At 72.0% G+C, this 19,558-nt stretch carries 16 protein-coding genes; 7 read left to right on the top strand and 9 right to left on the bottom strand.

All coding sequences use genetic code 11. The annotated features are described in order from the left end of the window. The first annotated feature begins 50 nt into the window (after positions 1-50). Positions 51-1,514 (top strand): DUF2079 domain-containing protein, encoded by a 1,464-nt coding sequence (locus CG736_RS29060; protein WP_232734254.1) that lies wholly within the window; start codon positions 51-53, stop codon positions 1,512-1,514. 68 nt (positions 1,515-1,582) lie between these two features. Here the strand turns inward: CG736_RS29060 and CG736_RS29065 are convergent, their stop codons facing one another. From CG736_RS29065 to CG736_RS29075, 3 genes are all read right to left on the bottom strand, one after another. Further along, a complete protein-coding gene (locus tag CG736_RS29065; RefSeq protein ID WP_100589127.1) occupies positions 1,583-2,140 on the bottom strand; it encodes a YbjN domain-containing protein in 558 nt (185 codons plus the stop codon). Between the two features lie 186 nt (positions 2,141-2,326). After that, on the bottom strand, positions 2,327-4,930 hold the full coding sequence (gene clpB, locus CG736_RS29070) for an ATP-dependent chaperone ClpB (RefSeq protein WP_100589128.1): 2,604 nt from the start codon (positions 4,928-4,930) through the stop codon (positions 2,327-2,329). Positions 4,931-5,007: 77 nt separating this feature from the next. Then, on the bottom strand, positions 5,008-5,937 hold the full coding sequence (locus CG736_RS29075) for a LysR family transcriptional regulator (RefSeq protein WP_100589129.1): 930 nt from the start codon (positions 5,935-5,937) through the stop codon (positions 5,008-5,010). Between the two features lie 71 nt (positions 5,938-6,008). On the opposite strand from CG736_RS29075, the gene CG736_RS29080 reads away from it, so the two are divergent. The 6 genes from CG736_RS29080 to CG736_RS29105 all read left to right on the top strand — a co-directional run bounded on the left by CG736_RS29080 (position 6,009) and on the right by CG736_RS29105 (position 12,659). After that, positions 6,009-7,118, top strand: a complete 1,110-nt coding sequence (locus CG736_RS29080) for a TDT family transporter (RefSeq protein WP_100589130.1) — start codon at positions 6,009-6,011, stop codon at positions 7,116-7,118. Positions 7,119-7,761: 643 nt separating this feature from the next. Then, positions 7,762-8,766, top strand: coding sequence for a LuxR family transcriptional regulator (locus CG736_RS29085; protein ID WP_100589131.1), 1,005 nt, complete (start codon positions 7,762-7,764; stop codon positions 8,764-8,766). After that, on the top strand, positions 8,759-9,724 hold the full coding sequence (locus CG736_RS29090) for a helix-turn-helix domain-containing protein (protein ID WP_100589132.1): 966 nt from the start codon (positions 8,759-8,761) through the stop codon (positions 9,722-9,724). Before CG736_RS29085 ends, CG736_RS29090 begins: the two co-directional genes overlap by 8 nt. Next, on the top strand, positions 9,717-10,667 hold the full coding sequence (locus CG736_RS29095; protein WP_232734255.1) for a LuxR C-terminal-related transcriptional regulator: 951 nt from the start codon (positions 9,717-9,719) through the stop codon (positions 10,665-10,667). The genes CG736_RS29090 and CG736_RS29095 overlap by 8 nt, the downstream gene beginning before the upstream one ends. Continuing rightward, complete coding sequence (locus CG736_RS29100) at positions 10,664-11,617, top strand: LuxR C-terminal-related transcriptional regulator (RefSeq protein ID WP_232734256.1); 954 nt, start codon at positions 10,664-10,666, stop codon at positions 11,615-11,617. Before CG736_RS29095 ends, CG736_RS29100 begins: the two co-directional genes overlap by 4 nt. Before the next feature lie 58 nt (positions 11,618-11,675). Further along, positions 11,676-12,659, top strand: a complete 984-nt coding sequence (locus CG736_RS29105) for a LuxR C-terminal-related transcriptional regulator (RefSeq protein ID WP_100589133.1) — start codon at positions 11,676-11,678, stop codon at positions 12,657-12,659. A gap of 7 nt (positions 12,660-12,666) precedes the next feature. Here CG736_RS29105 and CG736_RS29110 read toward each other — a convergent pair whose 3' ends face one another. The 6 genes from CG736_RS29110 to dnaK all read right to left on the bottom strand — a co-directional run bounded on the left by CG736_RS29110 (position 12,667) and on the right by dnaK (position 19,317). Further along, complete coding sequence (locus tag CG736_RS29110; protein ID WP_043915284.1) at positions 12,667-13,278, bottom strand: hypothetical protein; 612 nt, start codon at positions 13,276-13,278, stop codon at positions 12,667-12,669. Between the two features lie 577 nt (positions 13,279-13,855). Next, positions 13,856-14,863 carry a helix-turn-helix domain-containing protein gene (locus CG736_RS29120; protein ID WP_157815785.1) on the bottom strand — a complete coding sequence of 336 codons (1,008 nt, stop codon included), beginning with the start codon at positions 14,861-14,863 and terminating at the stop codon, positions 13,856-13,858. Between the two features lie 205 nt (positions 14,864-15,068). Then, positions 15,069-15,593 carry a heat shock protein transcriptional repressor HspR gene (locus CG736_RS29125; RefSeq protein WP_229848544.1) on the bottom strand — a complete coding sequence of 175 codons (525 nt, stop codon included), beginning with the start codon at positions 15,591-15,593 and terminating at the stop codon, positions 15,069-15,071. A 7-nt stretch (positions 15,594-15,600) separates the two neighbouring features. Next, positions 15,601-16,746, bottom strand: a complete 1,146-nt coding sequence (gene dnaJ, locus CG736_RS29130) for a molecular chaperone DnaJ (protein WP_100589135.1) — start codon at positions 16,744-16,746, stop codon at positions 15,601-15,603. Between the two features lie 136 nt (positions 16,747-16,882). Next, the gene (gene grpE / locus CG736_RS29135) at positions 16,883-17,473 is read right to left on the bottom strand and encodes a nucleotide exchange factor GrpE (protein WP_100589136.1); all 591 of its coding nucleotides are present in this window, start codon (positions 17,471-17,473) and stop codon (positions 16,883-16,885) included. Further along, positions 17,470-19,317, bottom strand: a complete 1,848-nt coding sequence (gene dnaK, locus CG736_RS29140) for a molecular chaperone DnaK (RefSeq protein ID WP_043915278.1) — start codon at positions 19,315-19,317, stop codon at positions 17,470-17,472. The genes grpE and dnaK overlap by 4 nt, the downstream gene beginning before the upstream one ends. Positions 19,318-19,558 lie beyond the last annotated feature (241 nt).

Genomic DNA, 19,558 nt, shown 5'->3' on the forward strand with positions numbered 1-19,558 from the left:
CGGGCCCGCGTGGGGCTATCGGAAGTGAAGCAATGGCGTCCGGAACAGTCGTGTCGTCGTCTCCCGTCCGGCCGCGCGAGGGCGACGGCGATCCACCGGCCGGGTGGCGCGGGATCACCCGGGCGCGGCTGCTGCCGTGGGGCCTGGCCGCCGGGTTCTTCGCGTTCTACGCACTGTTCTGCCTGCGCCGCCACGGGCTGCTCCTGACCACCGGGTACGACCTGGGGATATTCGAGCAGGCGGTGCGCAGCTACGCGCACTTCGAACTGCCCGTCGCCTCGCTGAAGGGCGACGGGTACAACCTGCTCGGCGACCACTTCTCGCCGGTGCTGCTGGCGCTGGCGCCGTTCTACCTGGTGTGGCCGACCGCGAAGACGCTGCTGTTCGCGCAGGCCGCCCTGCTGGCGCTGGCCGTGGTGCCGATCTGCCGTTGGACGCAGCGGGAGCTGGGCGCCGCGGCGGCCGTCGCGGTGGGGATCGGCTACGGGTTCTCCTGGGGCGTCGGCTCGACGATCGGCTTCGACTTCCACGAAGTGGCTTTCGCCGCACCGCTGTTGGCGTTCTCGGCGGTCGCGCTGGCGGAGCGGCGCTGGGTGGCCGCAGCGGCCTGGGCGGCGCCGCTCTGCCTGGTGAAGGAGGACCTCGGCCTGACCGTCGCCGTCATCGGCGGCTTCATCGCCTGGCGCGGGGCGCGGCGGCTCGGGGCAGCGACGGCGCTGTTCGGCGTGCTGGCCAGCGCGCTGGAGTTCCTGGTGCTGCTGCCGGCCATGAGCCCCAGCCACGCCTACAACTACTGGGACAACCTGGAGGCCGCTCCGGGGACCGAACCGAGCCTGCTGGAGCGGGTGTTGGCGGTGCCCGGGCACCTGCTGACGGCCACCGTCCAGGGGCAGCTGCTGTTCTTCCTGCTGATCCCGACCCTGCTGCTGGCGCTGCGCTCGCCGCTGTTCCTGGTCGCCGTCCCGACGCTGGCCTGGCGGCTGCTCAGCAAGAACGAGATGTACTGGGGCACCCGCTACCACTACAGCGTGGTGCTGATGCCGATCGTGTTCGTCGCGTTCGTCGACGGGTTGATCCGGCTGCGCGCCGCGAAGCCGCACTGGGGCCGCTGGGCGACGACGCCGTTCCTGTGCGGCAGCGTGCTGGTCACCGCGGTGCTGTTCCCGTTCTTCCCGATGGCGTCGGCGGCCGACGCGGGCTTCTGGCGGGATTCCGCGCACGTGCGGACGGTGCAGTCGGTGCTGGCCGACATACCGTCCGGTGCGAAGGTCGCGGCCGGCAACCGGCTGGTGCCCCAACTGACCGGCCGCTGCACGGTGTTCGAGTTCGGCTGGCCCAAGGACTGGCGCACCGCGGAGTGGGTGGTGGTGGACACCCGGAACCCGATGGGGTGGCCGCTGAACGGGGCGCAGGAGGCCGAGGAGATAGCGAAGCTGCGGGCGGAGGGCTTCCGGACGGTGCGCGAGGACGAGGGGGTCCTGCTGCTGCGCGCGCCGTCGTCCGAGGGCCGGTAGCGCCGGGCGCGCGGAAGGGCCCGCCCACCGATCCGGTGGGCGGGCCCTTCTGACGGCTCGTCGGAGGCTCAGGCCTCGTCGGCCGGGCCGTCCTCGCCGTCGGTGGCGTCCTCGACCTGCTCCTGCAGGCCCAGGCGCTCGACCATCCACTGCTCGAAGCCGACCGCGGCCTGCGTCCAGTTGGCGGTGGTGCCGACGAAGTACTCCAGGCTGACGCCGTTGCCGACGATCATCTGGGACTCGCCGATCAGGCGGACCACGCCGTCCTCGTGGGTGTGGGTGTAGACCTTGGGCCACAGGGTCTCGCGGTTCCACTCGTCGATCAGGTCGAGGATCTCGCCCTTCTTCTCCATCGGGAACGCGCGGTCGTAGAAGGCGCGGACCGCGAACAGCTCCTTGTGGTCGCCGCGGAACATGTAGTAGACGCGGAAGTTCTCCCAGGGAGCGGTGAGGTCGCCCTCCTCGTCCACCACGTGCTTGAGCTGCATCTGGTCGAGCAGCTGGGCGACCAGGTTCTGGTCCGGGACGATCACCGGCGGCGGCCCGGCCGGAGCGCCACCGGGCTGTCCGCCCTGCGGCGGCTGCGGCAGGCCGAAGGACGGGATGGACGACGGGTCGATGCTCACGGGGATGTCCCTTTCACGGTGCACAAGGTCGGCTGCCGATGGGGGGCCGCCTTCTCATACCCCCATCCTGCCTCATTCGGAGCTCCCGGCACAGAGTGACTCGGGGTGCGCCTTGCCTGCTCCCGACCGGTGCGCGCACGCCGGCGGGCGGTGCCGCGAGGGGCACCGCCCGCCGGCGTGCGGACGTCACTTCACCAGCGAGGGCTTCGGGCCGACGCTGAGCCGGTCGTTCGTCTCGTCCCGGTCGACCAGGACGGTGTCACCGTCGTGGACGCGGCCGGAGAGGATCTCCTTGGCGAGCTGGTCGCCGATCGCGGACTGCACCAGGCGGCGCAACGGGCGGGCGCCGTACGCCGGGTCGTAGCCGGTCAGCGACAGCCAGTCCCGGGCGGCCGGGGTGACGTCCAGGGTGAGCCGGCGCTCGTGCAGGCGGCGGGCCAGCGCGGCGATCTGGAGGTCGACGATCCGGCTGAGCTCCGCGGTGCCCAGCGGGTCGAAGACCACGATGTCGTCCAGCCGGTTGAGGAACTCCGGCTTGAAGGACTGCCGGACGGTCTCCAGCACCAGCTCCTTCTTGCGCTCCTCGGGGGTGGCCGGGTCGACCAGGTAGGCCGAGCCGAGGTTGGAGGTGAGGATCAGGATGGTGTTGCGGAAGTCGACCGTGCGGCCCTGGCCGTCGGTGAGGCGACCGTCGTCCAGCACCTGGAGCAGCACGTCGAACACCTCGGGGTGGGCCTTCTCCACCTCGTCCAGCAGCACGACGCTGTACGGGCGGCGGCGGACCGCCTCGGTGAGCTGGCCGCCCTCCTCGTAGCCGACGTACCCGGGCGGGGCGCCGACCAGGCGGGAGACCGAGTGCTTCTCGCCGTACTCGCTCATGTCGATCCGGACCATCGCCCGCTCGTCGTCGAACAGGAAGTCGGCGAGCGCCTTGGCCAGTTCGGTCTTGCCGACGCCGGTCGGGCCGAGGAACAGGAACGAGCCGGTCGGGCGGTCCGGGTCGGCGATGCCGGAGCGGGTGCGGCGCACCGCGTCGGAGACCGCCTGGACGGCCTCCCGCTGGCCGATCAGGCGCCGGCCCAACTCGTCCTCCATGCGCAGGAGTTTGGCGCTCTCGCCCTCCAGCAGCCGGCCGGCCGGGATGCCCGTCCAGGAGGAGACCACGTCGGCCACGTCGTCCGGGCCGACCTGCTCCTTGACCATGGTGGTGTTCGGCTCGTCCGCCGCGCGGTCCTGGGCCTCCGTCAACTCGCGCTCGGCGGCCGGGATCTCGGCGTACATCAGCTTGGAGGCGCGCTCGAAGTCGCCGTCGCGCTGGGCGCGGTCCAGTGCGCCGCGCAGGTCGTCGAGGCGCTCCTTGAGCTCGCCGACCCGGTTCAGGGACTTCTTCTCCTGCTCCCAGCGGGCGTTGAGGGTGCTCAGCTGCTCCTGCTTGTCGGCGAGGTCGCGGCGGAGCCGGCCGAGCCGCTCGACCGAGGCCGGGTCGGACTCCTTGTCGAGCGCCAGCTCCTCCATCCGCAGCCGGTCCACGGCGCGCTGGAGCTCGTCGATCTCCACCGGGGAGGAGTCGATCTCCATCCGCAGCCGGGACGCCGACTCGTCGACCAGGTCGATCGCCTTGTCGGGCAGGAAGCGGGAGGTGATGTACCGGTTGGACAGGGTGGCGGCGGCGACCAGCGCGGCGTCGGTGATCTCCACCTTGTGGTGCGCCTCGTAACGGCCCTTCAGGCCGCGCAGGATGGCGATGGTGTCCTCGACGGTGGGCTCGCCGACCAGCACCTGCTGGAAGCGGCGCTCCAGGGCCGGGTCCTTCTCGATCCGCTCGCGGTACTCGTCCAGCGTGGTGGCGCCGACCATGCGCAGTTCGCCGCGGGCCAGCATCGGCTTGAGCATGTTGCCCGCGTCCATCGAGGAGTCGCCGCCGGCGCCCGCGCCGACCATGGTGTGCAGCTCGTCGATGAAGGTGATCACCTGGCCGTCGGAGTCCTTGATGTCGTTCAGGACGGCCTTCAGGCGCTCCTCGAACTCACCGCGGAACTTGGCGCCGGCGACCATCGCCGCCAGGTCGAGCGAGACCAGGCGCTTGCCGCGCAGCGACTCCGGCACGTCTCCGGCGACGATGCGCTGGGCCAGGCCCTCGACCACGGCGGTCTTGCCGACGCCGGGCTCGCCGATCAGCACCGGGTTGTTCTTGGTGCGGCGGGAGAGCACCTGCACCACCCGGCGGATCTCCTGGTCGCGGCCGATCACCGGGTCGAGCTTGCCGTCCCGGGCGGCCTGGGTGAGGTCGGAGCCGTACTTCTCCAGCGCCTTGTAGGTGCCCTCCGGATCCGGCGAGGTGACCCGGGCGCTGCCCCGGACGTCCTTGAACGCCGCGAGCAGGGCCTTGGCGGTGGCGCCGTGCTGCTTCAGCAGCTCGGCCACCGGGCCGCCCTCGGCGGCCAGGCCGACCAGCAGGTGCTCGGTGGAGACGTACTGGTCGTCCAGGTCGGCGGCGCGCTTGCCGGCCTCCTCCAGCACCGCCAGGGTGTCCCGGGCGAGCTGGGGCGCGGCCACCGTGGAGCCCTGGGCGGCGGGCAGCGCGGCGGCCTGCCGGCGGGCCTCGACGGCGATCGGCGCGGCGTCCGCCGCGACGGCCTTGAGCAGCGGGCGGGCCAGGCCCTCCGGCTGTTCGAGCAGGGCCAGCAGGATGTGCACCGGCTTGACGTCGGGGTTCCCCGCGGCGCCGGCCTGACGGATGGCGGAGGACAGGACCTCCTGCGTCTTGCTGGTGAACTTACTGGCGTCCACTGCGGGCGTACCCCTCTCGTCTTCGGGACAGCTCAAGTCTGCTGACTACAGCATGCACTAAGTTGAGTCTATTCCGCTCAACTTTTTTTGGCAGGACGCCCGGGGGTCGGCCCGCGGGTCAGCCCGAGCAGCAGCCGGGCCGGTCCGGCCGGGCGCTGACCGGCCGGCCAGACCGCGCGCAGCGGCCGCTGCAGGTCCAGGCCGGCCAGCGGGACGGCGACCAGCCGGCGGGTGGCCAGCTCCTCGGTGACCGCCAGTTCGCTCAGGCAGACCGGGCCCGCACCGGTCATCGCCGCGGCCTTCAGCGCCGTCGAGGAGGCCAGCTCCAGCCGGGGCGAGGCCGGCCCGCCGTACGGCGCGAGCGCCTCCTCCAGCACCTCCCGGGTCCCGGAGCCGACCTCGCGCAGCACCAGCGGGGTGGCGGCCAGCTCGGGGCCGGTGACGGGGGTGCGGCGGCGGGCCCAGCGGTGCTCGGGGGAGACCACCACCACCAGCCGGTCCGCGGCGACCACCACGCCGGACAGGCCGGGCGGGGTGGAGGTGCCCTCGACGAACCCGAGGTCGGCCTCGCCGGCCAGCACCCGGGCCGCGACGTCCGCCGAGTTCGCGGTGCGCAGCGTGACGGCCGTGCCGGGGCTGGCCTCGTTCAGCGCGAGCAGCCAGCCGGGCATCAGGTACTCGGCGACGGTCAGGCTGGCCACCACCCGCAGCCGGGCGTCCCGGCGTTCGCGCAGCGCGTCGATCCCGGCGTCCAGCGCCTGGGCGGCCTCCACCACCTGCCGGGCCCACTCGACCACCAGCCGGCCCGCCTCGGTGGGCCGGGAGCCGCGCGGGGATCGCTCCAGCAGGGCCACCCCGATCTGCCGCTCCATGCCCTTGATCCGGGCGCTGGCGGCGGGCTGGCTGACGCCGAGTTCGGCCGCGGCCCGTCCGACGCTGCCCAGCCGGGCCACCGCGAGCAGCAGCTCCAGGGCACCGAGTTCGGGGACGTGCGGAGAGAGAGCCATAGGCTCAGGCTATGTCCTCATAGCGGAGGCCTCGCTACCGCCTTCCCGCGGGCGGGAGGACGGTGGGTGCCATGGCAACCCTCCTCGCGCCGCAGACCCGCCCGCACACCGCCGGCTCGCCCGCACTCTCCCGGCTCGGACCGAACTGGTACGCCGCCGTGATGGGCACCGCGATCACCGGCAACGCCGCCGCCGCGCTGCCGGTCGACCTGCCGGGCCGGCTCGCCCTGGCCGAGGCGGTGTGGACGCTGTCGCTGCTGCTGCTGGTCGTCCTGCTGGCGGCCCGCGCCGTGCACCTGGTGCGCCACCGCGAGCAGGCCCGCCGGACCCTGCTGGAGGACCCGTCCGCCGCGGTGTTCTACGGCTGCCCGCCGATGGCGCTGCTGGCAGTCGGCTACGGCGCGCTCGCGGTCGGCGGGCCGGTGGTCGGCGAGCGGGCCGGCCTGGCGCTGGACGTGCTGCTGTGGGGCGCCGGGACGCTGTACGCGGTGGCGGTGGCCGCCGGGCTGCCGTACCTGATGATCACCCGGCACCGGCTGTCCGCGCTGGAGGCCAATCCGACCTGGCTGCTGCCGGTGGTCGCCCCGATGGTGGCCGCCGCGCTCGGCCCCGCGCTGGTGCCGCACCTGCCGGAGGGGGTGGCCCGGCAGGCGCTGCTGTACGGGTGCGTGGCGATGTTCGGGGCCAGTCTGCTGGCCACCCTGGTGCTGCTGCCGGTGGTGTTCGGCGGGCTGGTGCACAGCAAGCTGCCCGCGGTGGTGCTCACCCCGTCGCTGTTCCTGGTGCTGGGCCCGCTCGGCCAGTCCACCACCGCCGTCCACCAGTTCGCCGACGCGGTGCCGCTCGCGCTGCCGGCCGCCGGGGAGCAGGGGGCGGCGGTGGCCCGCGGGCTGGCCGAGGTGTACGGCGTCGCGGTGATGGGCTTCGCGCTGCTCTGGCTGGCCGTGGCGCTGGTCGCCAACCTGCGGGCGCTGCGCGCCGGGATGCCGTTCGCGATGACCTGGTGGGCGTTCACCTTCCCGGTCGGCACGCTGGTCACCGGCACGGCCGCGCTGGCCCGGCACACCGGGTTCGGCGGCTTCACCGGGCTGGCCGTCGCACTGTGGCTGCTGCTGTTCACCGCCTGGGCGGTGGCCGCGGGCCGCACCCTGGCGGGACTGCGGGCCGGGCGGCTGCTGTAGCGGCGGGGGAGCGCGCGCCGGCCGCGGATCGGGGGCGGCGACTCGGCGCGGGCGATTCCGGATCGGCGGATTCGGAAAAGATTCGCCGAATTCTCGGATCTGGCAGTGACATTTCGGCGGCCTACGACGCCACCGCTTGGGCGACCGGCCCGGCGGGTACCGAATGCCTGTTCGGGGTGGGGGGAAATGCTGCGGGATTCAGGATTCCGATCACTCGATCGAGTGGTTTGTTGCAGGTTCCTGCACTTGCGGGAACCTGCAGCCGGAGACCACTTGTTCGACGTTCCCCGCACTGTGAGGGTGTAGTCACGCCAAGTCGTCCCGGGCCGCCGCAGCCCGGTCGGCGACTTGCTCTTCGCGTGGGGGCGACAGGTGCGTTCGTATCTGCGCTACGGGGGGAAGAGCACCGGTCCGGACGCCATGTGTGGTGATGGCCGACGGACGGGTATCGGTGAGGCGTTGCTGCTCCGCCTCGCCGAAGCGCCTTGACGCTTGGCGTGACACGAGCGGGTCCTCCGGGGCCGGGTGCCCGGCATCCGCCCCGGAGGGACCGCCCGTCCCGCGGGGGCTCCCGCCGTCGGGCCGGACCGCCCTGCTGAGATCATCATCCGCAAGCGGAGGAACACGGCAGGGAGAGCTCGACGTGGCTGCGGACCACCCGACGTCCGACCCGGACGACACACTGCCCGAGGACGACGCCGCCCGGCTGTACCTGGCCATCCTGACCGCCGGCGGTCGCGTCCCGCTGGAGGACCCGGCGCTGCCCGGCTCCGACTTCGCCCCCGAACGCCAACGGGCCCTGCTGGCCCAGCTGGTGGCCGTCGGGCTGGTGCTGCCCAACCGGGCCGACGGCTGCTACGTCGCGGTCAGCCCGCGCGCCGTCGCCGAACGCCTCGGCACCGACCTGCGGGCCCGGGCCACCCGGCTGCTGCTCGACGCCGACCGGCTGCCCGCCGCCCTCGACCCGCTCGCCCGCGCCTACGACGCCGTTCCCCGGCCCGCCGACCGGGCCCGGCAGGCGGTCTACGTGGACGGCCAGGAGAGCATCCGGCTGCGGATCGCCCAGCTGGTCTCCGACTGCCGGCTCGAACTGCTCAGCGCCCAGCCCGGCCTGCGCCCGCCCGCCGTCCTCGAACTCGCCCACACCCAGGACCAGTTGATGCTCCGCCGGGGCGGCACCATGCGCACCCTCTACCAGCCGGTCGCGCTCACCGAGGACAGCGCCGTCCGGCACGCCACCGCGATGGCCGAGCAGGGCGCCCAACTGCGCGTCCTGGACGAGCCGTTCCTGCGCATGATCGTCATCGACCGGCGGATCGCCGTGATCCCCGCCGCCGACGACCACAGCCGCGCCGCCTTCGTCGAGGACCCCGCCGCCATCGCCTACCTGGTGGCCGGCTTCGAACGCGACTGGGCCCGAGCCGACCACGTCCACTGGAACAGCCTGGACGGCCGCACCCTGACCCGCACCGCCACCCACCGGGTCGGACGGCTGCTCGCCCAGGGCCTCACCCAGCGCGCCGTCGCCACCCGCCTCGGCCTGTCCGAACGCACCGTGGCCGGCCACATCTCCCGGCTGCGCGAACTGCACAACGCCCAGACCCTGTTCCAGCTCGGCTGGTTGATGAGAGGCGGCGGACGTGGCTGACCCCGCGCCCGCACCGGTCGGCGACCTCGCCCGGTGCCTCTACCTGGAGATCCTCGACGCCGGCGGCCGGATCGCCGCCGAGCGGATCGCCGACCCGCAGCGGCCCGCGCTCGCCGAACTGCTCCGCACCGGCCTGCTGATCTCCGACGGCCTGGACGGCGCCTACCTGGCCGTCGACCCGCGGCTGGTGGCCGAGAGCCTCGGCACCGAGATGAACACCGAGGCCGCCCGCCTGCTCAACCGGGCCGAATGCCTGCCCGGCCGCCTCGACCCGCTGATCACCGCCTACGAGAACGTCCGCCACCCGATCGAACCCGCCGTCTGCGACGTCCAGGTGATCGGCCGCGAGCAGGTCCGCCGGCGGATCGCCCAACTCGCCGCCGACTGCTGCGAGGAGACCCTCACCGCCCAGCCCGGCGAGCTCCTCCCCAGCGTCCTGGAGACCTCGCTCCACCAGGAGCTCCCGATGCTGCGGCGCGGCTGCCGGATCCGCACCCTGTACCGGCCCGGCGTGCTCGCCGAACCCTCCGCGATCCGCTACGCCGCCGCCCTCACCGAGGCCGGCGGCGAGGTCCGGCTGCTCGACGAGCCGTTCCAGCGCGCCCTGGTCTTCGACCGCACCGCCGCCGTCGTCCCCGCCGCGGAGGACCACAGCCGGGCCGCGCTGATCCTCGACCCCGCCACGGTCGCGACGATCGTGGCCGGCTTCGAACGCGACTGGGCCCGGGCCGAACGCGTCCGCTGGGACCTGCTGCTCGACACCGCCCCCACCCGCACCGCCGCCGACCGGGTCGGCCGGCTGCTCGCCCAGGGCCTCACCCAGCGCGCCGTCGCCGCCCGCCTCGGCCTGTCCGAGCGCACGGTGGCCGGCCACATCTCCCGGCTGCGCGAACAGCACGGCGCCGACACCCTGTTCCAGCTCGGCTGGCTGATGCGCGGAGGCGAGGACCGTGACTGAGCCGGACGCCGTCCCCCCGACCGAGGCCGAGAAGGCGCTCTACCTCGCCGTCCTGCGGGCCGGCCGGGTCTCGCTGCGCGAGGCGATGGAGCAGGACGCCGCCGCGGCCGCCCGGCTGCTGGAACTGGGACTGCTGGAGCACTACCTGGTCGGCGGCTGGGTGACGGCCGTCAACCCGCGCACGATCGGCAACCGGCTCGGCACCGCCCTGCGCGAGCACGCCACCGGCCTGCTCGCCCGGGCCGAACGGACGGCGGCCGACTTCGACGAACTGGCCGAGTCCTACGACGCCGCGCAGCGGCGCACCGAACCGGGCGCCGGGATCGCCCACCTGACCAGCGTCCAGCAGATCCGGCAGCGGCTGCTGCAGATCGAGGCCGGCTACCAGGAGGAGGCGCTGGCCGCCCAGCCCGGCCCGCGCGCCGCCGAGTACCTGGAGGACAACTCCCGGCTGCGCAGGGCGCTGGCCCGCGGCGCCGTCGTCGACGTCCTCTACCAGCCGCTCACCCGGCACACCCCGCACACCGTCGCCTACGCCTCCGACGCCACCGACTGGGGCGTCCGCCTGCGGGTCCTGGACGAGCCCTTCGCCCGGATGATGGTCTTCGACCGGCGGGTGGCGGTGATCTCCGCGTCCACCGAGACCCTCGCCGCCGCCTTCATCGAGGACCGCGCCGTGGTCGACCACCTGGTCGCCGTGTTCCGGCGCGACTGGGCCCGCGCCGTCCGGGTCCCCTGGCACGACCTGACGGGCCGGCAGATCCCGGAGACCCCGCGCCGGGTCGGCGAACTGCTCGCCACCGGCCTCACCCAGCGCGCCGTCGCCTCCCGGCTCGGCCTGTCCGAGCGCACCGTCGCCGCCCACATCGCCCGGCTGCGCGAGCGCTACGACGCCGAGACGCTGTTCCAGCTCGGCTGGCTGATGCGGGACGGAGCGCGGTGAAGGACCGACTGCCGGACGAGAGCGAGCGGGCGCTGTACCGCCAAGTGATCGAGCAGGGCGGGCGGGTGATGTTCCGTGAGGCGATGCAGCAGAACGCTGCCGCCACCCTCCGGCTGATCGAACTCGGCCTGCTGATCCACCACGACGTCGACGAGTCGCTGAGCGCCGTCAACCCCCGCTCGGTGGCCGACCGGCTGAGCGCCGACCTGCGCGACGCGGCCATCCGCAAGCTGGCGCGCTCGCAGCGGGCCTCGGCCCAGCTGGAGGACCTGGTGCACGCCTACGACCAGGCCCCGCGCCGCCCCGACCGGGCGCACGCGGTGGAGCGGGTGCACGACCGGCTGCAGATCCGGCACCGGATCACCCAGCTCGAGTCCGAGATGCACGAGGAGACCCTGGCCGCCCAGCCCGGCGGCGCCCGCCCGGTCGGCCAGATGCAGCAGGCCCTGAAGCGCTCGCTGGCGTTCCTCGCCCGCGGCATCGGCATCCGCACCCTCTACCAGCCGGGCGCGCTCGCCGACCCGCCCACCGTCGACTACGCGGCCACGCTCGCGTCCGGCGGCGAGCGGATCCGGGTCCTGGACGAGCCGTTCCGGCGGATGCTGATCTTCGACCGGCGGATCGCGATCATCACCGCCTCGCCGGACAACAACCAGGCCGCCTTCGTCGAGGACCCCGCCGTGCTGGCCACCCTGATCGACCTGTTCGAGCGGGACTGGGCGCGCGCCACCCGGATCGACTGGCACGCACTGGCCGGCCGCCCGCGCGGCACCGGCGTCCCCAAGGAGGTCGGCGCCCTGCTCGCCCAGGGCCTCACCCAGCGCGCCATCGCCTCCCGGCTCGGCCTGTCCGAGCGGACGGTGGCCGCCCACATCGCCCGGCTGCGCGAGCTCTACGATGCGGAGACCCTGTTCCAGCTCGGCTGGCAGCTGCGCGGAGCGCCGGAATGACCGATCGGAACCGACCGCCCGGGCGCCGTCCCGGGGCGGCCCGGAAGGAGTGGGACCAGTGAGCGAGTCGACCGGAGCTGCCCTGCCGACCGAGTCCGAACGACGGCTCTACCAGCGGATCCTGGACCAGGGCGGCCGGGTGGACTTCCGCGAGGCGGTGGAACAGGATCCGGCGGGCGTGCTGCGACTGCTGGAGCTCGGCCTGCTGGCGCACGACGGTGCCGACCAGTCGCTGACGGCCGTCAACCCGCGGACGGTCGGCGACCGGATCAGCGCCGACCTCCGCGCCGAGGGCACCCGGATGCTGCTGCGCGCCGAGGAGATGCCCGTCCTGCTGGAGGACCTCACCCACGCCTACGACGCCACCCCGCGCCGCGCGGACCGCTCCAGCGTGGTCCAGCACGTCGACCGGACCGACCGGATCCGGGAGCGGGTGCGGCAGCTGGAGAACGAGGCGGCGGAGGAGGTGCTGGCCCTGCAGCCCGGCGGGGTGTTCCCGGGCGAACACCAGGCCGACTCCCTGGAGCGGGTCCGCTGCTTCCTGAGCGGCGGGGCCGTGCTGCACACGGTCTACGAGCCCGCCGCGCTGCTCGACGAGACCACGGTGCGCTGGGCCGAGGCCGTCACCGGCTGGGGCGGCCGGTTCCGGACGCTGAGCGAGCCGTTCAGCCGGATGACCATCTTCGACCGCCGGATCGCCGTCGTCCCGGCGTCGGCGGACAACTCCAGCGCCGCGGTGGTCGAGGACCCGGCAGTGGTCTCGTTCCTGGTCGCCGCCTTCGAACGGGACTGGGAGCGGGCCGAGCGGGTCCGCTGGCGCTCGGCCGACCGCGAGGGCGAGAGCGTCGTCCCGGTCCACGAGCAGGTCGGCCGGCTGCTCGCCCAAGGGCTGACGCAGCGTTCGATCGCCACCCGCCTCGGCCTGTCCGAACGGACCGTGGCGGGCCACATCTCCCGGCTCCGCGAGCTGCACGACGCGGAGACCCTGTTCCAACTCGGCTGGCAGATGCGGGGATCCGAGGACCCCGCGACGGCGGGCTGACGGCAGGTCAGCCGGTGGCGATCTCGGGGGACCAGAAGCCGTAGGGGCCGGTGTGCTCGCGGCGCGGCCGCGGGAACTGCTCGCCCGGCGCGGTCCAGAAGCCGCTGCGCAGCGACAGCGCCATGCCGGCCCAGTCCAGCGCGGTCTCCACGGTGTGGTGCAGCGCCTCCTGCGACCAGGTGTCGTCGAACACCAGCGGCAGCACGGGGGAGACCTGCTCGATGGTGGCGATCAGCGGGTTGTGGGTGATCGCCTCGTCCACCAGCATCACGATCGGCTTGCGCAGCGCCGAGGCCCAGCCCAGCTCCAGGCTCACGCCGGCCGACAGCGGGGCGCCGACGTACGCGAACACCAGGTCCGCGCTCTGCATCGCCCGGAAGTCCGAGGGCACCCGCTGCTCCGGAGCCCGACCGGCCACCGTCCACGCGTCGCTGTGGTGGGCGCTGTACACCGCGGCTCCGCTGCGCAGCAGCGTGCTCCGCAGCGTGGTCAGTCTGGTGCGGCTGGCCAGCGTCACCACGCTGTCCGCCGGCCCGGTCAGCCGCATCAGGGGCGCGGCGAGGAAGACCCGTGCGCGCCGCCCCTCGGAGGCCTGGTACTGCAGGTGGGGCTCACTCATGTCGACTCCGGGTGTGGTGATTCGGCCGGCTCGGCCCGGATGATCCTGTCCGGTGGACGCGGTACAGGCCCGAAGACTGCCGCACTTCGGGGTCGAGCGGGCCGACGTGGAACTCGCTGATCATGCCGCTTTGGCTACGACTAGCTGATCGTCCATCTCCGAGCGTCAGGGAGTCCACTGGCGCATGGTGGCATCTGACTGCCTGGCGGATAGATGACACCTCTATCCATCATCCGGACTTCTAAGCGCCGACATGCACATTTCATGGCCCGGGGGGAGTCTGCCAACCCCGGTAGGTGACGGCGGGGCGGTTGATGAGTAATCATATGGTGCCAATTGATGCGAACATCGATCGGGGGACGATGCTCGCTATGGATTTGTCCGAAAGGGGTGATTTTGTGCTGAAGGCCCGCCGTATCCTGATCTCGACGCTCCTCCTGGGCATCACCGTGTTCCTCGGAGCCGGCCCGGCGAGTGCGGACTCTCACTGGTTTGCGTCCCAGACCCCCAGCCAGGTGGTCTCCTTCGACAGCTACTGGTAGAGCCCTGAAGCGTGGGACGGAGGGGCCGTCGGCGTCTAGGCTGTCGGCCCCTCCGTTTGCGCCAGTTTCCAGCCCAGTTGGAAAAGCGTGTCGACCCCGTACTCCTCGCGCATTTCGGCGATGTGCCGGGCCAGCGTTCGTTCACTGAGGCCCAGACGTCTGGCGATCGTTCGGTGCGCGATCCCTTCCAGCAGCATCCGTACGATCTGCCGGCGCATTCTCGTGACCACCTGGGGTGGAATCCCGTGGTCGCCGGTGAACGGAATCGCCCGTTCCCATTGGCTGTTGAACACCCCGACGATGTAGTCGATGACGGACTCGTCCCGGATGAACGCCGCCCGATCGCGGTTCTGCTCGTCCCCCACGGTGATGACGGCGACTTTGCGATCGATCACGATGAGCTTGGTGAAGGCCTCGTCGAGCGTCCTGACCTGGCACCCTTCCTGGGTGACCGCCTGGACGTAACTGACCGTCGGGTTCGAATAGCGGGCGCTGGGCTGATAGATCGTCCGGATCGTGCCGCCGCGTTCCACGAATTTCAGATCGCGGGCGATCGCAATTTTCAGCGCGTCCTCCCCGCGGCCGCCGCCGGGTTGCGCGGTGAGCATTTCCTCCGAGCCGTTGGCCATGGTCGTCGCCAGCTGCTGGTTGATGTTTCCGCGACCCTGGACGTAGGCGATGGAACCTCCGGACACCGGGTGGCTGGCGTAGGTCTGATATTCCCGGTGCAGGTCCTGCAGGGTGTGGTGGAGCGAGACCGAGCGCCGGAGTATTTCGCCGGCTTCCCGTTGGAACTCCAGCGCCAGTGATTCCGCCAGTTGTTGGGGATCCTTCACGGCGTAGGTCCCGGAGGGTCCCACCTCCGACTGGAGCAGGCCGAGAGCGAGCAACTCCTGCAAGGGGCCGTCGATTTGATCGGACGACAAGGCGCCGGCTTCGCACTCGGTCAGTCGGCCTCCGGTCTGCACGGCGCGGACGTAGAGGGACCTGGCCGCCGGTGACAGGGCCGGGGCGCCGGCACTGCTCCTCTGCTCAGTACTCATGTCCATGACTCCTCGCCTGAGCTGGGGGCTTCTGGCAGTTCGGGGGCGTCTTCCGGCCCGCATCATAGAGCGAAGGGCGCTCGGTTCCCCCGAATTACGGATCGATACGGGTCGGAAGCCTGTCCTCATCAAGACTCTGACAGCACACCGAAACCGCCGACACCCCCCGTGGGAAGGAATGTCGACGGTTCCTGGTCGGGTCGGGTCAGCGCTTGGGGCGCCAGACCACCAGCGCGCTGGACTGCTGGACCTGCTGGTAGGGCACCAGGTCACGGCGGTAGGAGGCGTGCACGGCGGCCTCCCGCTGCTGGAGCGTGGCGGCGGCGCCCTCCAGGGCGTCGACCAGCTCGGAGACCCTGGACTGCAGGGCGGCGACCTGGTTCTCCAGTTCGATGATCCGCTTGATGCCCGCCAGGTTGATGCCCTCGTCCTGGGAGAGCCGCTGGACCTCGCGCAGCTGCTGGATGTCGCGCGCGGAGTAGCGGCGGCCGCGCCCGGCGGTGCGGTCGGGGCAGACCAGGCCGAGCCGGTCGTACTGGCGCAGCGTCTGCGGGTGCAGGCCGGAGAGTTCGGCGGCGACCGAGATCACGTAGACCGGGGTGTCCTCGGTGAGGACGTACGTCGGCGGGCCGGCGGGGCGGGTGCGGCCGCCGCCGCCGGGCAGGCCCTCGCCGATGCCGGAGCCGATCCGGCCCTCGTTGCCGTGCGGGCTGTCGGGGTGGGGACTCATCGGGGTCTCACGCTCCCTCTGCCGCCTTGAACAGGGCGGCTCGCGGGTCGTCCGAGGCGGTGGCCTCGCGGTACTGCTCCAGTGCGCTCAGGGCGTCTCCGCTGACCACTTTGGGCACGGCGACCTCGACGGTGACCAGCAGATCGCCACGGGTGCCGTCCTTGCGGGTGGCGCCCTTGCCGCGGGCCCGCATGGTCAGGCCGTTGGCGCTGCCCGGGGGCAGCTTGAGCTTCACGGCCGGGCCGTTCAGGGTCGGCACCTCGATGGTGCCGCCGAGCGCGGCCTCGGGGAAGCTGACCGGCACCGTCACGGTGAGGTTGTCACCCTTGCGTCCGAACACCGGGTGCGGGTCGACGTGCACGGTGACGTACAGGTCGCCGGGCTGGCCGCCGCGCTCGCCCTGGGCGCCCTTGCCCTTGAGCCGGATGCGCTGGCTGTCCTGCACGCCGGCCGGGATGCGGACCTGCATGGTGCGGGCCGAGGAGGCCCGGCCGCTGCCGTGGCAGACGGTGCACGGGTCGTCGACGATCATGCCGCGGCCCTTGCAGTCCCGGCACGGCTCGGAGAGCGCGAAGGCGCCCTGGCCGCGGCTGACGGTGCCCGCGCCGACGCAGGTCGGGCAGACCCGGGGGGTGGTGCCGGCCTTGGCGCCGGTGCCGGCGCAGGCCCGGCAGGCGGCCTGGGAGGTCATCCGCAGCGGCACCGTCGCGCCGTCCACGGCCTCCTCGAAGTTGAGGGTGACCTCGGTCTCGACGTCCGCGCCGCGGCGCGGCTGCGCGGTCTGCCGGCCGCCGCGGTTGAACAGGCCGCCGAACACGTCGCCGAGCCCGCCGCTTCCACCGCCCCCGCCGTTGAACAGGTCGCCGAAGTCGAAGCCGCCGGCGCCGCCCGCCCCGCCGGGCCGGAAGCCGCCGCCGGCGAACAGCGAGCGCGCCTCGTCGTACTCCTTGCGACGCTTCTCGTCGGAGAGCACGTCGTACGCCTCGGAGATGTCCTTGAACCGCTCCTCGGCCTTGGCATCGCCCTTGTTGGCGTCCGGATGGAACTCGCGCGCCAGCTTGCGGTACGTCTTCTTGATCTCGGCGGCGGTGGCGTCCTTGGGCACGCCGAGGACCTTGTAGTAGTCCTTCTCCACGTAGTCCTTAGCGCTCATGGCCTTTGACCGCCACCTCCCGTAGTTCTGAAGCCTGTTGGTGAAGAGTGCTGTTGCGAAAGAGCCGGGATACGGCGCTGCGGAGCCGGCCGCCGTACTGGACGACGTACGACTCCGCAGCGCACGGGGACCCTACTCAGCTGTCGGACGAACCGTCAGCCTTGTCGCCGTCCGGCTCGCCGGTGGTCTGGGCGCCCGGCTGGGGCTCCGCGACCGCGACCATCGCCGGGCGGATGATCCGCTCGCCGATCCGGTACCCGGGCTGGAGGATCTGCACGCAGGTGTCCTCCGTGACGTCCGACGAGTAGCTGTGCATCAGCGCCTCGTGGATGGTCGGGTCGAAGGGCTCGCCCTCCTTGCCGAACTGCTGCAGCCCGAGCTTGGCGACGACCGTCTCCAGCGACTCGGCGACGGACTTGAAGCCGCCCGTCACCTCGCCGTGCTCACGGGCCCGGCCGATGTCGTCCAGCACCGGGATCAGCGATTCCACGATGTTGGAGACCGCGATCTCCCGGACGGTGGCCCGGTCGCGCTCGACCCGCTTGCGGTAGTTCTGGTACTCGGCCTGGAGACGCTGCAGGTCGGCGGTGCGCTCGCCGGCCTCGCGCTTGGCGGCGGCCAGCTCGTCGGCACCCGCGCCTGCGACAGCCTCTTCGGCGGCCTTCAGCACGGCTTCCTCGGCGGCGGAGTCGTCGCCGGGCTGCTCGCCCTGCGGCTTCTCCGTCATGCCGCACCGCCCTTGGGCTTCTCGTCGTCGACGATCTCGGCGTCGACCACGTCGTCGTCCTTGGCGCCGGCCTCGCCGGCACCGGCCGCACCGGTGGCCGCACCCGCGCCGTCGGCCTGCGCGTACAGCGCCGCGCCGAGCTTCTGGGCGGTGGTGGAGACCTTCTCGGTGGCGGTGCGGATGGCCGCCATGTCCTCGCCCTTGAGGGCTTCCTTGAGCTCGCCGATGGCGGTCTCGACCTCGGTCTTGACGTCGGCCGGGAGCTTGTCGGCGTTGTCGGCGATGAACTTCTCGGTCGAGTAGACGAGCTGCTCGCCCTGGTTGCGGGTCTCCACGGCCTCGCGGCGCTTGTGGTCCTCCTCCGCGTAGCGCTCGGCCTCCTCGCGCATGCGGTTGACCTCGTCCTTCGGCAGCGAGGAGCCGCCGGTGACGGTCATCTTCTGCTCCTTGCCGGTGCCGAGGTCCTTCGCGGCCACGTGCATGATGCCGTTGGCGTCGATGTCGAAGGTGACCTCGATCTGCGGCAGGCCGCGGGGGGCCGGCGGCAGGCCGGTCAGCTCGAACATGCCGAGCTTCTTGTTGTACGCCGCGATCTCGCGCTCGCCCTGGTAGACCTGGATCTGCACGGAGGGCTGGTTGTCCTCGGCGGTGGTGAAGATCTCGGAGCGCTTGGTCGGGATCGTGGTGTTGCGCTCGATCAGCTTCGTCATGATGCCGCCCTTGGTCTCGATGCCCAGGGACAGCGGGGTGACGTCGAGCAGCAGGACGTCCTTGACCTCGCCCTTCAGCACACCGGCCTGCAGGGACGCGCCGATGGCGACGACCTCGTCCGGGTTGACGCCCTTGTTGGCGTCCTTGCCGCCGGTCAGCTCCTTGACGAGCTCGGCGACGGCCGGCATGCGGGTCGAGCCACCGACCAGGACCACGTGGTCGATCTCGGACAGCTGGATGCCGGCGTCCTTGATGACGTTGTGGAACGGGACCTTGCAGCGGTCGAGCAGGTCGGCGGTGAGCTGCTGGAACTGCGAGCGGGTGAGCTTCTCGTCCAGGTGCAGCGGGCCCTCGGCGGAGGCCGTGATGTAGGGCAGGTTGATCGAGGTCTCCGAGGAGGAGGACAGCTCGATCTTGGCCTTCTCGGCAGCCTCGCGCAGACGCTGGACGGCCATCTTGTCCTTGGACAGGTCGACGCCGTGGCCGGACTGGAAGACCTTCACCAGGTGGTCGACGACGCGCTGGTCCCAGTCGTCACCGCCGAGGTGGTTGTCGCCGTTGGTGGCCTTGACCTCGACCACGCCGTCGCCGATCTCCAGCAGGGAGACGTCGAAGGTGCCGCCACCGAGGTCGAAGACCAGGATGGTCTGGTCGTCCTTGTCCAGGCCGTAGGCCAGGGCGGCGGCGGTCGGCTCGTTGACGATGCGCAGGACGTTCAGGCCCGCGATCTCGCCGGCCTCCTTGGTGGCCTGGCGCTCGGAGTCGTTGAAGTAGGCCGGGACGGTGATGACGGCGTCGGTGACCGTCTCGCCCAGGTAGGCCTCGGCGTCCCGCTTGAGCTTCTGCAGGACGAAGGCGGAGATCTGCTGCGGCGTGAAGTCCTTGCCGTCGATGCCGATCTTCCAGTCGGTGCCCATGTGGCGCTTGACCGAACGGATGGTCCGGTCGACGTTGGTGACCGCCTGGCGCTTGGCGACCTCGCCGACGAGCACCTCGCCGTTCTTGGCGAAGGCGACGACGGACGGCGTGGTCCGAGCGCCCTCGGCGTTGGTGATGACCGTGGGCTCACCGCCCTCAAGAACACTGACGACGGAGTTCGTCGTACCGAGGTCGATGCCGACCGCGCGTGCCATCGTGAATACCTCCGGGGAGAAGTTGAGCAGTACAGGCTCAAGGATGCACGACCGACGCGGAAGCGTCAACAGCTTTGAGTCCTTGTCGCTCAACTTTACTGAGCGCTTATGTCGCGAGGCGTCCGACGTGGGCTTTCGGCGTGCTCCGGACGGGTGAGTCCGGGCATAGTGACTGCCGCCATACCTTGAACATCTTCTGGGTGGGTGTTAACGCGCGGTAATGTCCGGCCCGTCGACCCGG

Source organism: Kitasatospora sp. CB02891 (assembly GCF_002803145.1).
GTDB lineage: Bacteria > Actinomycetota > Actinomycetes > Streptomycetales > Streptomycetaceae > Kitasatospora > Kitasatospora griseola.

Bases quoted from the DNA above. Each gene is read 5' to 3' on its own strand.
- CG736_RS29080 (WP_100589130.1), top strand. From the start codon at position 6,009: ATGGCAACCCTCCTCGCGCCGCAGACCCGCCCGCACACCGCCGGCTCG.
- CG736_RS29120 (WP_157815785.1), bottom strand. From the start codon at position 14,863: ATGAGTACTGAGCAGAGGAGCAGTGCCGGCGCCCCGGCCCTGTCACCG.
- dnaK (WP_043915278.1), bottom strand. From the start codon at position 19,317: ATGGCACGCGCGGTCGGCATCGACCTCGGTACGACGAACTCCGTCGTC.
- CG736_RS29110 (WP_043915284.1), bottom strand. From the start codon at position 13,278: ATGAGTGAGCCCCACCTGCAGTACCAGGCCTCCGAGGGGCGGCGCGCA.
- CG736_RS29075 (WP_100589129.1), bottom strand. From the start codon at position 5,937: ATGGCTCTCTCTCCGCACGTCCCCGAACTCGGTGCCCTGGAGCTGCTG.
- CG736_RS29125 (WP_229848544.1), bottom strand. From the start codon at position 15,593: ATGAGTCCCCACCCCGACAGCCCGCACGGCAACGAGGGCCGGATCGGC.
- grpE (WP_100589136.1), bottom strand. From the start codon at position 17,473: ATGACGGAGAAGCCGCAGGGCGAGCAGCCCGGCGACGACTCCGCCGCC.
- dnaJ (WP_100589135.1), bottom strand. From the start codon at position 16,746: ATGAGCGCTAAGGACTACGTGGAGAAGGACTACTACAAGGTCCTCGGC.